This is a genomic window from Hydrogenibacillus sp. N12 (assembly GCF_019645935.1).
Classification (GTDB): Bacteria; Bacillota; Bacilli; order Thermicanales; family DSM-22653; genus Hydrogenibacillus; species Hydrogenibacillus schlegelii.
In genome coordinates this window covers 310983-323606 of record NZ_CP080953.1, presented here as the reverse complement: position 1 = coordinate 323606, position 12624 = coordinate 310983, and the positions used below count along the sequence as shown (strand labels likewise).

General features: G+C 58.5%; 11 protein-coding genes. 4 read left to right on the top strand and 7 right to left on the bottom strand.

What is annotated here, in order from left to right; all coding sequences use genetic code 11:
* Positions 1–11: 11 nt before the first annotated feature.
* The 7 genes from K2M58_RS01530 to K2M58_RS12795 all read right to left on the bottom strand — a co-directional run bounded on the left by K2M58_RS01530 (position 12) and on the right by K2M58_RS12795 (position 7118).
* Positions 12–827: an aspartate/glutamate racemase family protein gene (locus tag K2M58_RS01530; protein ID WP_252393566.1), complete on the bottom strand. Its 816-nt coding sequence runs from the start codon at positions 825–827 to the stop codon at positions 12–14.
* Between the two features lie 252 nt (positions 828–1079).
* A complete protein-coding gene (locus K2M58_RS01525) occupies positions 1080–1505 on the bottom strand; it encodes a metallophosphoesterase (protein ID WP_220677995.1) in 426 nt (141 codons plus the stop codon).
* A 347-nt stretch (positions 1506–1852) separates the two neighbouring features.
* Entirely contained in the window at positions 1853–3169 is a 1317-nt protein-coding gene (locus K2M58_RS01520; protein WP_220677994.1) for an RNA-guided endonuclease InsQ/TnpB family protein, read from the bottom strand.
* 101 nt (positions 3170–3270) lie between these two features.
* Positions 3271–3966: a nuclease-related domain-containing protein gene (locus K2M58_RS01515; RefSeq protein ID WP_220677993.1), complete on the bottom strand. Its 696-nt coding sequence runs from the start codon at positions 3964–3966 to the stop codon at positions 3271–3273.
* An 872-nt stretch (positions 3967–4838) separates the two neighbouring features.
* Positions 4839–5339, bottom strand: a complete 501-nt coding sequence (locus K2M58_RS01510) for a DUF4411 family protein (RefSeq protein WP_220677992.1) — start codon at positions 5337–5339, stop codon at positions 4839–4841.
* Positions 5336–6481 carry an ImmA/IrrE family metallo-endopeptidase gene (locus K2M58_RS01505; protein ID WP_220677991.1) on the bottom strand — a complete coding sequence of 382 codons (1146 nt, stop codon included), beginning with the start codon at positions 6479–6481 and terminating at the stop codon, positions 5336–5338. Before K2M58_RS01505 ends, K2M58_RS01510 begins: the two co-directional genes overlap by 4 nt.
* Positions 6482–6884: 403 nt before the next feature.
* A complete protein-coding gene (locus K2M58_RS12795; protein WP_220677990.1) occupies positions 6885–7118 on the bottom strand; it encodes a transposase in 234 nt (77 codons plus the stop codon).
* A 604-nt stretch (positions 7119–7722) separates the two neighbouring features.
* On the opposite strand from K2M58_RS12795, the gene K2M58_RS01495 reads away from it, so the two are divergent.
* The 4 genes from K2M58_RS01495 (at position 7723) to K2M58_RS01480 (ending at position 12596) form a co-directional block, all read left to right on the top strand.
* Entirely contained in the window at positions 7723–8733 is a 1011-nt protein-coding gene (locus tag K2M58_RS01495; protein ID WP_220677989.1) for a substrate-binding domain-containing protein, read from the top strand.
* 103 nt (positions 8734–8836) lie between these two features.
* A complete protein-coding gene (locus K2M58_RS01490) occupies positions 8837–10309 on the top strand; it encodes a sensor histidine kinase (protein WP_220677988.1) in 1473 nt (490 codons plus the stop codon).
* Positions 10275–11120: a response regulator gene (locus K2M58_RS01485; protein WP_220677987.1), complete on the top strand. Its 846-nt coding sequence runs from the start codon at positions 10275–10277 to the stop codon at positions 11118–11120. The genes K2M58_RS01490 and K2M58_RS01485 overlap by 35 nt, the downstream gene beginning before the upstream one ends.
* 141 nt (positions 11121–11261) lie before the next feature.
* The gene (locus K2M58_RS01480) at positions 11262–12596 is read left to right on the top strand and encodes an ABC transporter substrate-binding protein (protein ID WP_220677986.1); all 1335 of its coding nucleotides are present in this window, start codon (positions 11262–11264) and stop codon (positions 12594–12596) included.
* Positions 12597–12624 lie beyond the last annotated feature (28 nt).

Here is a 12624-nt window from a genome sequence, read left to right as displayed (position 1 = left end):
TGCTTCATCGTTCATGCACGGTCCCTTCTCTTTATTACCACAGCGAATGTTAAGCAACGGTTAAAAAGCGGCGCCGAGAATCGGCCCGCCCGCCTTCCGAACACCTCGCCTGACCGTTTCAAACCGTCTGCCCCGTATCCCCCGCCCCCGAGGGGCCCCTCGACCGCCGCCTCCGCGTGGATCACCGTCGTCTCGAACACCGGCCGCCGCACCTCGTCGGCCTTCAGCAGGAGCCCGATTTCGGTGCCACCGAAGATGATCCCTTCCGCCCCTTGCGCGACGAGCCCGTCGATGATGTCCAGATACGCCGCCTTCGACGGCCGGCAAATCTCTCCCGGGCACAGCTCCTCATAGATCACCCGATGCACCTCGATCACCCGATGCACCTCCGCCCGCTCCTCGGGCCCGGGCACGAGGACGGTGAGGCCGAAGCGCTCCTCCAGGCGGCGCCGGTAAAAGGGCTCTTCCATCGTAAAGCGCGTGCCGAGAAGCTCCACGGTGCGGCGGCCTGCCGCCCGGATCCGCTCCCCCGTCGCATCGGCGATGTGAAGGAGCGGGAGGCGGACCGCCGCCTCGATCGCGGAAGCCACTTTGCGCATCGTTTTCGTCGCCAGAAGGAAGGCCGTCGCCCCGGCGCCCCCAGGCGGCGGGCCGAAACGGCCAGCACCTCCCCGAGCGCCTCCCATTCCCCGGCGTGCTGCATCGCCTCGATCGGCGCAAAATCGAGCGAATGCAGCAAGCGATCCGCCGAATGAAGCCCGCCGAGGCGCCGCTTGACCCCCCTCGTTGATGAGGCGGTAATGCTCCAGCGTCGATTCCCGGCTCATCCCGCCGATGATTCCGATCCGCCGCAAAGGGACCCCCCTTTCTTTTCCCGTTCTTCGTTCGCCTTCCTTGCGCTTTTCTCTCCATCCGTGCGCGATTTGCCCTTTCCACCGGAGCCCACCGCGCTCGATCGACCGGACGCCCTCTCCCGAACGCCGGCGCCCTCGTCCGGAGACCGCCCTCGATGCGCCTTCGCCTAGGGGCCCGGCGGCCCATTCTCCCCTTCGTCCGACGCGTTAAAGTCCCAGGTAGTGTTAAAGTCCCAGATTGCCCAAGACGGCATAGACCCCCAGAGGAGCGTGAAGGCCCTTTAAAATGGAAGTTTCGCTCAGCTGCGGATCGGCCGTGTGATCGAGCAGATCTCCGGTAAAGACGATCAATTCTGCATTAAGGGCGCGAACAAGCGCCGTTACGTCTTCTACGGCCCGGATGTTCGTGTACAACCCGAAACCATAGTGGAGATCGCTGAGGTGAGCGATGGTCAGACCGTCAAGCTCCGGCGGCATATTCGGAAGAGTAACTTCAACCTGCTTTACGGTCACCCGCTGCGAAGCCCGGGCCGATATTAAGATAAAAGACAGAGGAAGAATAAGGATTAAAAGAACAAAAAAAGCGATCGCTAAGATAAACTTTCGCCGGGTCACCGCCACCCTTTCCTTCCCCCCATACCGCTTCGCCATACGGAGAAGCCCTTCTTTCGCCTCGAGTTTGTTTAGCTGAAAAACAAAGAGACTGTGCGGTCCTTTCCGTGACGATGTTTGATGACAACCCCATCTCGCCCTTTACTCGGCAGCGAAACTATACTGCCGGGAATCCTTCTCAACCTGTCGCTGAAACGCTTCCAGGTGGATCGATGCCGTGCGAAGCTTTTCAAAGACAGCGCGAACATCATTCGTCCAGTGACTTTCTCCCTCCCCCTGAAGGGGCAGGGCTTCCTGGCGGCAGGATGTCCTGCCGGGTTACACCGAAGGCTTCACGCCTCCGGAGGGGACCGTCACCGAAGTCCCGACTACGTCAGGTGCCGGGCTTATGCCCCGGCCCTTGACGATACGTGTACGTACCGGTTGTAGCGCTTATCCCAGCGCCAGTGCCGGATCGTGTGGAAAGACACCGGACCGGGTACGCCGACGACGTTTTCGGCAAGCCGGAACTTGAGCAAATTCCCGGCGCCGTTCAGATCCGCCTGCAAAGAGAAGCCACATCGCCTGCACTTCCAGTGCCCACGATGTCTTCTCGACGACGGGTCCCGCCGTCCGCAGGCGTAACAGGTCGATGACGTGTACTTTTCGGGAAGAAAGATCGTCCGAATCCCGCGCATGAGGTTTTTGTACCCCTGCTGGGAGCCGAGACGATCATAGGCAAACTGGTTGATCTTCTGATTGGCCTTCTTCCCCTTCATCCCGGTTCCGGCGGAGCGGCGAAGGCCGGTCAGATCGCCGAGGACAGCGGTGGCGATGCCTTCTTTGAGGTCGAGTTCGGCCAGCGCTTTCGTCAGGGCGTGCTCCATGTGCCGAATTCTGCGATCGAGCTTCTCCAGGACCCGGGCTTTGGCCGCCTGAAGCCGGCGCCAGCGCCGCGATCCTTCCCTGAGGCGGGTCAGCTTCGCCTGAAATTCCGCCAGCACCTTGTTGCGGTACTGAATCTGGGCCAGGAGTTCGCGGCCGACGAAAAGATCCAGCACACCGGCGGAGGTCGCCCGGGCAAGCATGGCCGCGTTGTAGTCGTACGCCGCAACGGGACCCGCCTCAGGGCGGACCGGCATGACCCCGAGATCGAAGGTCACGTGGAGGATCAGGTTTTCCACCTTCCGGCGACGGACGATCGCCTTCACCTTGACCTCGACCGGGGTGCCGGTCACGCTCCGTCCGTCCGGCAGGACGATGACGTTCCATCCCGCAGGCAGCGGAACCGAAACGGGATCTTTTCCCCGCGATCGCTTCAGCCCAAGGCCGTCCGGTCGGACGTCAAAGCCCTGCTTTTTCCAGGTCACGGTCCGAAGGTGTTTCTTCGGTTTGAAATCCGGCGGACGCATTTCATCGTGACCGTTTTCCCGGTGCTTCCGGTAGCCGGAGACGGCCTCAAAGTACTCTTCCACGACCGCCTGAGCCGACTGGGAGTGGAGTTCCTTCCAGACCTTGAAGAACTTGAACTTCGCTTTCAGCTCCCCTTCGTTCGGCCACCGGTTTTCTTTTTCCCGGATCTCCCGCGAATGCCAGACGCACGAATTCCAGATCCGGTTGGCCGCCTGCATGATCGGTTCGAACTCCGGCCGGCGGTCGGGTCCGATCGGAAACTGCCGGGTGAGCAGCAGCCGATCGGGATGGGAGGCGGAACTCCAGGCCATGCTTTTCACCTCCTTTAAGCCGAGGATACCGAAATTCGCACAAACGTTCAAGCGCCGCTTTCATCCCGCCCTCTGAAGGAGGCGGGTCTTCCCGCGGCGTGCTATAACGCACGAAGCGACTGTTCAATTTCACTTACCTGCTGCTCAGTTAACCTGCTCGGTTTTTTTGTGATGGTTTCAACCAGCCACTTGCCCGGCAGGACGGTTACCCCCTGCACAGGGCGATACACCCGCACAAAACCATTGACAAACACCAGGAACGGATGAATGAAAACCGAATGGCCAAGTCGCGATTCCAGGGTTTCTTTGAGCCACATCGTTTGCCGCCAAACCTGGCTCACCACATTTTTCTCAAGCGGTCTGCCATCTCGTAGCAGATTCCCGTCTGAGGAAACCGTGATCTCCCCTCGATGGCTTTTCGTCTCAATCACAAAAATGCCGGTAGGTCCCACAACGATATGATCAATGTTCCCCGCCGGGCACGGCAAATCATGGAACACGACGTAGGTGTCCGGAAGCGAGGAAAGGATCTTCTCAACACGTTGTTCTCCTTCGGCTCCCTGGAGGGCCCGGTCGATCATTTTGTCAGGGTTATCTTTTTCATTTCCAAGAAGAACCACAAAAACCGATATGATAAGGCCAATACCGAAGGCTCCTATAACGGTGGAATTCGGAAACATACGTATAAGAAGTACGCCAACAACGAGATAGATAAGTATGATTCCATACAGGATCAACGTCCGCTTTTCGGCCATCTTTCTTGCACTTACACCGGCTTTTCTAAAATGTTTGGCCATACGCGTTCATCCTTTCTGTTCAGCCTGTTCAGCTAACTTAACCGCAAGCACCGTGACCGACGCTTCCGCCTTGCCTTTCAGCGCCCGCCGCCCGACCAGCGTCACCGACACCCAGCGGAGTTTCGACACCGCCTTGACCGGGTCGGGTCCTTGCGCGCGCCTCAGCCGGTCCAGTAGAGATGCCAGTGAGCCCGGCGGATGTGTGAAATGACCGAAAACGCCGGCCGGAGTCGGAGTCGACCTCCCCGGACGCTCCCACAGTCCGTACCACGTGAACCCGCCGGATCGCGCTCCCCCATCGCCAGCCCGCGAGGATTACCTTCGGTTCCACCGGTTCGAATGTGCGACCGGAGCGCTTGATTTGTCTCGGTTCCGGCTGCAGCGATGTCTCGGACAGGTCGGGTTTGTCCTGAGCAAGAAAAAGCAGCAGGATGAGGAGGGCGGCAATCAGCGTGCTATAATCCTTTTTGACGTCTGCGGCATCAATTCCTTCCGGGGACATTACCGCCGAACGGGCGAACGTTTTTCGATCGCCTCGTCCAGGGTTTCGGTGTCCAGGTCGATCTGAACCGGGAAAGGCGTTCCGTCGTCGTGGAAAAACAGATATCCGACCTCATTGTGATTTTCCCGGAGATCCCAATCCAGAAACGAAAGAAAGCGACGACGGATTGCCCCTTGTATATGACGCTTCCCGGCAGAAGCAGGACCAGCGTCGCCGGTTCCGGAAGGCGTGCGATGAGTTCCACGGGCAGGCGGTCGATCGGCATGTCGATAAGTTCGCCGACCAGCGCCTCATCGCAAATATACGCCCCTTTCGTGAGGCGCCACAGGCCGTAAGTTTGCAGGAGGACGTTTGTGCTGCCGTCCGGTTTTCAGATCTTAATATTCAGACGCCGCATGAGTTCAAACGTGTCGATGGATTTGATCTGATGAGCCCGACATACATCCGGAATTTTGATAGATTTTTTTGATTGGAGTGACGATGCTTCCTGAGTAACCACGATAAGATTTCTCGCCTTCGCAAATGCCACCACCCATGCATCGGCATTGTTCGCGGCCGCAAATTCGTTTATCGCGGCTCTTCTGTACTGAGGCTGGCCGCTTGCCCACCGGATGATTTCTCCGTAATGATGAACAATATCTGCCGTTTGCGTTGATTGGATGAATGGCGTGAAATGATCGTTCAACCACCGCTTTAACTGGTCGTTTCCTCGATCGATTTCGTCTTTAACTCGATCGATACTGATGATCTTCCCTTTTCCGGCATGCGTCAAAATGGCTTTCCAAAAGGACGGGGCAATGTCGAAAGCGTAGTAGGATCGGGCTGCCTGGGTGAAGACGCTGGTGTCCAAAAGAAAGAGGGGCGCGCTCATAAGCGTTCACCCGAAACCCTGGCGGCAAGCTTTTCGAATGTGTCGCCGTATATTCCCGTCAACCGAAAAGCCTCGTGATACAGAAGGTCTCCTGCGCGCGCCGCACGAACAACGGTTTCCACAAATCGCCTCCCCAGCCGCCGGATCTGGGTGTAGTAGTATTGCCCCCCGTCCTCTTCCCTCTTCGCCCGCCTTTCCCGTCCGAGAGAGTCGCGGTAAAACCGGAAAAACGTTTCCCTGTCGATCAAGCCGAGATCGAGCGCCCTACGCGCCGCTACAATCTCACTGACCTTAAACTTTCGCGCCACCGCCTGAAGCGGAGATTTCTCCTGTCGAGCCTCGGGCCAGTAACTCTTAAGTTCCTCCGACGGTACAAGGAACTCCGCGGCAATCCGGTTGCACTGCCTTTCAACAGGATCATCCGCAGGTTCGAGGTCGCGCAGGTCGAAAACGGCACTCTTGCCGATCCAGATGTGCGCAAGCTCGTGAGCCAGGGTAAACATCTGGGCAGCCTTTGCATCGGCACCGTTCACGAAGATGAAGGGAACGTATTCGTCGATCAGGACAAAACCGCGAAATTCTTCCGGATCCAGCCGCCGGAAATTGTTCGTCCCCACGACGCTGTTTACGGACACGACGATGCCCGCGTTTTCGGCCGCATCTTGAAGGGCACGAAGGGCACCGGTCCAGGTGCGATGCCGGGATGCCCATCCCTCGTTAAGATCGAGAACGCGCCTCATCTCACGGGCCGTTTCAACCGGATCATCGGAAAGCACGGCGGACCCGACGAAGGGAAGCGGTTCGTATCCCTTCTCGATCAGGTACTCGTGCATCCATTCCTGGCGACGTTCAAGGGTATAGATCGTCTCCAGCAGATCGGGGCTCGGCTTTTGAACCCTTTCCCTCTCCACGGTCCGGAAAAACGGAATCGGCAATACTTCTTCCGGCGGTTCAGGAAGAAAAAAATAACCGAAAGGCGTCGCCGTGGCCTTCGCAAATTCTTCCAGCTGACGCAGCGTAGGCCGTACGGTTCCTCGTTCCCATTCGGAAAGGTTACGGAACTTTCGATAAAGTTCTTCCCGCTTTTGAGATCTTTTGATCGCCCAGCGAATCAGATCGGGCCTGACGTCAACGCGGACCATGAGGTGTCTCTCCTGTACTTTTGATCCTAAGTTGGGGCCAGAAGCGCACCCTAAAGCACCGCCTTTTGCGCTGGCCTTATTTTATCACATCCTTAAGATCTTAAGATCTCCCTCACCCGCCCTGGCTCGTGCGTGTGTGTCAACGTTCGGTAGGCAAAAACCTCACCGGCACCGGTTCTCTTCACCACAACCCTTGCTCCGCTCGGGCCAACGCCCGCAGCACCTGTTTGACCCACGGCCCACGGCCGGTCTCTGTAGGGCCTTCCAGTGCCGGAAAATAGTCTCAAGCCTTCCCCGGTCACGCGAGCCGGTTGGGTTCCACCGTCGCGTCACTCGTCGCTCCAGCGTCCCGGAAACCTTTCTCTCCCGGCGGTCCATGAGTCGCGCCCCTTCCCCCTGGCTTTCACGGCCAAAAGACGCGCCGGATGATCCGCCCCTCGCGCACTCCACCGGTTAAAGTCTCAAGTTGTGGTGTAATCTCCACTTCGATCTTTCCGGCCTTCTCGAACAACAACTCTTTTAGCCGTTCAGCCACTTCACCCACCAAGACCTTGCGGCGGTACTTGGGGCACCATATGAGGTGATAACCGATGTTGTACCCTACCGTTTTTGATCGCTTCCACCGTTTCCCGTTCATGTCTGTATCATAGCACAACCATTAGAAAAATGACCCTTGAAAGGGTGGGCTTTCCCGGCGGCCTCTCGTAAAGAACCACGACGTTTCGGCCACCGCTAACGTCTGGCCCGGAATGGTTTAAATTGGTAGGTCGCCTCAACGCCGATGTCTTGAAGGTGCTTCGTCTGCCCTTCGTCAAACGGGAACAGGAGGGTCTGTCCTGTGCCCAATTCCCCCGGCGCGGCAACGTTGACACGGTGATCGCCGACCGTGACGCGGTCGGATGTGTTCTAACCGTCCTCAAGAACGCGTTTTGTGGGCGTTTTCTTTCCCGCGGAGGGACACGGCCGGATCGAACGGGCGTTTCAAGCGCCCAGGCGTAATAGTCTTCTGGGAAATCTTCCGTCGTTATTTTCGTTCAATCTGTTACTTTCGTTCCCTTTGTTATCATACCACACCGAGGAGGACAAAACGTGGCACTCTGTCTGAAGCATGACGGGTTTTTACCCGATCACCGTCGGATGTTCGGACATTTGGGCATCACTAAAATTTTACATTTTCTTGTTCGAGATCGATTGTAGGGATCGTGATACAATGGTCTCCGATAGAATGAGGAGGATGGCGCATGTTTCGAGCTTTTCTCGGCATCGAGTCGACGGCAGGCCGCCGAGCGGCGATCGCGATGATCGCCTTGCTCATTTTGACCCTCGCTTTAAGCGCCTATTTCGGCTACCGAGCATACCGCCTGCCCATCGACGATCAACCACTCGACACCGACGCCTATCGCGGCCAGCGATATCATCTACTTCTGATCGGCCAGGAGGCGGACAATCCTTACTGGCAGCGGATTCTTACGGGGGCCAGGCGGGCCGCTCAAGCGGCGGACGTCTATCTCGATTATCGGGCGCCGTCCACCCCCGATCCGGAAGCGCCTCAGAAACTCATCGAATGGGGGACTTTCGTCCGGGTCGACGGCATTCTGACACCGGGGCTCGATCCCCAGCGTTACGCGCCGGTCATCGACCGGGCCGTCGCTGCCGGCATTCCGGTCATTACGATCGACACCGATGCGCCGGCCAGCCGGCGAATCGCCTTCGTCGGCACGTACAATTACTATGCCGGGCGGCAGGCGGCCCGAGAGCTCGTACGCCTGACCGGCGGGCGCGCCCGAATCGGGATTATCACCGGGCGATTGGATACGAGCAGCTTTGCCGAACGGGTCCAAGGATTTTTAGATGAAATCCATGCCTATCCAGAAATGCACGTGCTTGCGATCGAAGCCTCCGATCTCAGCCGGCTCTTTGCCGCCGAGAAAGCCAGCCAAATGCTACAAAAATACCCGGACTTGAATGCTTTCTTCGGCACGAGCGCCCTGGACGGCCCGGGGATCGTCGACGCGCTTAGGCGCCACGGTCGCGCGGGCCGCGTTGCCGTCGTCGCGTTCGATGATCTGCCGGAGACGGTGGCGGCCCTTCATTCCGGGACCATCCAGGCGATCGTTGTCCAGAATCCTGAATTGATCGGAGAATACAGCATCCGCCTGATGGTAAAAACGCTGTCCGGACAGCCGGTTGCCCCTCTCAATCTGACGGACACCCATATTCTCCGGCACCGACAGCTTCCGCGCCGGAATTAAGCGGCGGAATTTTCACGCCGAAAACTTTAATCCTGCAACATAACTTCGTTTTCAAATTGATTTCCGCGTAAGTTTAGCGCAAGATTTAAGCGAGGGACGAAGCATGCACCAAAAAAGCGGGGCTGTCTTCCGCACCGATCGAAAGGAATGGCTCAATCATCTGTACACCCACCTGCTGTTTTACTTTCTCTTGATCTTCGTGCTCATTAACGTCAATTTTTTAATTTTTTATTTTAACGCGGAACGCTCCAGCAGCCGCTATATCCGGACGCTCGATCGCCTGGTCACCTTGAGCGAGACCGCCGATGCTGCCCGAACGGTCGCGGCCGATCTGCAAAGGCTTTTGATCGGCGGACAGAACGGCTCCCGCGACCGCCTGGCCGACGATCTTGCGCTCCTGCAAGAACGGATCGCTGCTTTGGATCAAGCGATTGCGCACCCTCCCTATCCGATCGACTGGAAAAATCACGTCAGCCTCCTCCATTCGCTGGTTGAAAAGACAGAGCAGACCGTCGCAGCCTTCGAGCGCGACGACTTAGAACGCTACACGGCCCTCTACGGACAGGTCAAAAGCATCTCTGTCCTCACCGGCGAACAAACGTTGATGCTGATGGCCGAAGAACTCCATCGATATCGGGACGTCTTCGAACGGCAGAGCGAACAAAAACGGTGGCTGTGGTGGATGAGCTGGACGCTCCACGGCGGACTCCTCTTTTTGATCGCGCTGATCGCCCTTCTGTTTGCGGAACGGATCGCCCGACCCATTCGGACGCTGGCCACCGCAGCCGCCTCCCTCGCCGAGGGTCGCTTCGACCTGCCGACTCTCCGGCCCGAAGGACTGGAAGAAACGAAGACGCTCATGCATGCTTTTAACCACATGAAAGAAAAACTTCAGCTGATGTTTAAAACGATGGAGGAAAATGCTGCCAAAGACCGCTTGCTCCGCGACATGCAGCTCAAAATCTTGCAGCAGCAGATTAACCCCCACTTTTTGTTTAACACGCTCAACATGCTTTCCAAATCCGCCTTTCTCGAAGGGGCCGAACGGACGAGCGATCTCATCGCCGCCGTGGCCGATTTGCTGCGTTATGATCTGGACCACCGTGAAGAGGCCGTCCCCCTGCGCGATGAACTCCATCACATCCGGAACTACGCCGAAATCTTGGAGGCGCGCTTCGGGCGAGAAAAAGTGAGCTTCTCTTTTGAGATCGACGATGCCCTGACCGACCTCCTCGTGCCGAAGCTCATCCTTCAGCCGCTTGTGGAAAACGCCTACTTTCATGGGATCGAAGGGCTGGGACGGCCGGGAGAAATTCACGTCCGCCTTTACCGCCGTAACGGGTCGGCGGTCATCGAGATTCGGGACAACGGCCGGGGAATGGAGCCCGATTCGTCCCGGCGCGGCTTAGGCTTGAGCAACGTCCGCGATCGGCTCGCTCTCTTTTACGACGGACAGGCCAAGATGGAGCTTCAAAGCCGCCCCGAAGCCGGCACGACCGTCATCCTGGTGCTTCCCCTGAGCGGAAATGGGAGGGGTGCTCATGCAGCGGCTACGGATCGCCATCGTGGACGATGAACCGATCGAACGAAAGGCCCTCCGGACGATCATCGAGCGGTCACTGCCCACCCTCGAGGTGATCGGAGAAGCGGAGGACGGCGCCACGGCCATCAAGCTTGCCGATCAGCTGCAGCCCGACCTGATGACGGTCGACGTCAAAATGCCCGGCATGGACGGGCTTACGGCCATCCGGCACATCCGCGCCCGCCACCCGCACATCCAGTTCATCATCGTGTCGGCTTACGACACGTTTGCCTACGCCCAGCAGGCCATTCAGCTCGGCGTCAAGGACTATCTCCTCAAACCCAGCCGAAGGCAGGTCATCCTCGAGGTGCTTAGCCGTGTCGCCGAAGAGATCCTCCTCAAAAAGCAAGAAGAAAAACGGCTTCGGTGGCTGGAGGCGGAGTGGCGGCGCATGGCCGAACTTCTGAAGACCGATCGCCTTTCCCCTCCGGCCGGCGGACCGTCGTCCGAATTCAACGACCCCTTCCGGTCCGCCGTCGCTCTGATCGAAGAACAATATGCCAAACCGCTCTCGCTCACCCAGGTGGCCCGCGCGGTCGGCGTCAATCCGTTTACCTTAAGCCGCCTTTTTAAACTGCGGACCGGCTTGACGTTTGTGGAATATTTGACGCACCGAAGGATCTCGGAAGCCAAACGGCTGCTCATGGAGACGGACCTGCCGATGAAAACCATTGCCCTCTCCGTCGGCTTTCGCGACCCGAATTACATGAGCCGGGTTTTCCGACGGGTCACCGGCCACCCGCCGTCCGCGTATCGGTCCCGACCGATGACGCCGGAGGCACCGGCGGATCCGCAGCCCGATTGAACGGCAATCGCCGGGACCAAGATCGTCCAGACAAAGATCAAAATCGTCCAGCGGGTCGGACCGCGACTGTAACCGCTCCCATGGTACAATAACCGCCAAGAAGCTGCTCAAATACTCTAAACCCCAAGGGAGGGGGATTCGATGCAGCGTTACCGCCTGCTTTCCGGCCTTTTGGCATTCCTCATCGTGACCGCGCTGGCCGCCTGCGGAAAGCCGACGGCGTCGACGGGATCCGAAGCGGCCGACCAGAAAGAGCCGCCGGCTTCCGAACAGACGTCGACCACGCCGGGGAAAAAAACGCTGGAAATCTTCAGCTGGTGGACCGGCGCCGGCGAAGAAGCGGGACTCCTCGCGCTGATTGACCTGTTTAAGTCCAAGTACCCGAATGTCGACGTCGTCAACGCCGCGGTGGCCGGCGGCGCCGGAACGAACGCCAAAGCGGTCCTCGCCAGCCGGATGCAGGGCGGCGATCCGCCGAGCACGTTCCAGGTTCACGGAGGCGCCGAGCTCAACGACAGCTGGGTCGCCGCCGGCAAGATGGAACCGTTGAACGACCTCTACGAATCCGAAAGCTGGATGGACAAATTCCCGAAAGAACTCATCGACTTGGTCAGCAAGGACGGGAAGATTTATTCCGTTCCGGTCAACATCCATCGCGGCAACGTCCTTTGGTACAACAAGGCGATTTTTGAGGAAAACGGCCTGACGCCGCCGAAAACGTTCGATGAATTTTTCTCCGTCGCCGAAACGCTGAAGCAGAAGGGAATCACCCCGCTGGCGCTCGGCGACAAAGAGCCGTGGACGGCCGCCCACCTCCTGGAAGACGTCCTCCTCGGCACCCTCGGCCCCGACGGGTACCGGGCCCTCTGGACGGGCGAAAAGCCGTTCGACGATCCGGACGTGCGGAAAGCGCTGGAGACGTTCAAGCGGATGCTCGCGTACGTGAATGACGATCATGCGGCCCGCAACTGGCAGGATGCTGCCCAGCTGGTCGCCAGCGGCAACGCCGCGATGAACATCATGGGAGACTGGGTCAAAGGATACTTCACCACCGACCTCAAGCTGAAACCCAATCAGGATTTCGGCTGGGCTCCCACCCCGGGCACCGAAGGCGTGTTCGTCGTCGTCACCGACACCTTCGGTCTCCCGAAAGGCGTCGACCATCCGGAGCTGGTGAAAGACTTCCTCAAAGTCCTCGGTTCCGTGGAAGGCCAGACCGCCTTCAACGTCCTGAAAGGCTCCATCCCCGCGCGCATCGACGTCGACCCGCAAAAATTTGACGTCTACGGTCAGGCGACGATCGAAGACTTTAAGCGGAGCACCCTTGTCCCGAGCCTGGCTCACGGATCCGCCGCTCCGGAAGGATTCGTCACGCAGGTCAACCAAGCGGTGAACGTGTTCGTCACCACCGGGGACGTAGAACAAATGATCCGGACCCTTCAAACCGCTCAGGACACCCTGATCAAAAAGAAGTGACCGGTGAACGGTGGCGGATCCCGCCACC

What these genes read in the sequence shown, in the direction of transcription:
- K2M58_RS01530 (WP_252393566.1), bottom strand. Translation starts at nt 827, where the DNA reads ATGAGCCGGGAATCGACGCTGGAGCATTACCGCCTCATCAACGAGGGG.
- K2M58_RS01525 (WP_220677995.1), bottom strand. Translation starts at nt 1,505, where the DNA reads ATGGCGAAGCGGTATGGGGGGAAGGAAAGGGTGGCGGTGACCCGGCGA.
- K2M58_RS01520 (WP_220677994.1), bottom strand. Translation starts at nt 3,169, where the DNA reads ATGGCCTGGAGTTCCGCCTCCCATCCCGATCGGCTGCTGCTCACCCGG.
- K2M58_RS01515 (WP_220677993.1), bottom strand. Translation starts at nt 3,966, where the DNA reads ATGGCCAAACATTTTAGAAAAGCCGGTGTAAGTGCAAGAAAGATGGCC.
- K2M58_RS01510 (WP_220677992.1), bottom strand. Translation starts at nt 5,339, where the DNA reads ATGAGCGCGCCCCTCTTTCTTTTGGACACCAGCGTCTTCACCCAGGCA.
- K2M58_RS01505 (WP_220677991.1), bottom strand. Translation starts at nt 6,481, where the DNA reads ATGGTCCGCGTTGACGTCAGGCCCGATCTGATTCGCTGGGCGATCAAA.
- K2M58_RS12795 (WP_220677990.1), bottom strand. Translation starts at nt 7,118, where the DNA reads ATGAACGGGAAACGGTGGAAGCGATCAAAAACGGTAGGGTACAACATC.
- K2M58_RS01495 (WP_220677989.1), top strand. Translation starts at nt 7,723, where the DNA reads ATGTTTCGAGCTTTTCTCGGCATCGAGTCGACGGCAGGCCGCCGAGCG.
- K2M58_RS01490 (WP_220677988.1), top strand. Translation starts at nt 8,837, where the DNA reads ATGCACCAAAAAAGCGGGGCTGTCTTCCGCACCGATCGAAAGGAATGG.
- K2M58_RS01485 (WP_220677987.1), top strand. Translation starts at nt 10,275, where the DNA reads ATGCAGCGGCTACGGATCGCCATCGTGGACGATGAACCGATCGAACGA.
- K2M58_RS01480 (WP_220677986.1), top strand. Translation starts at nt 11,262, where the DNA reads ATGCAGCGTTACCGCCTGCTTTCCGGCCTTTTGGCATTCCTCATCGTG.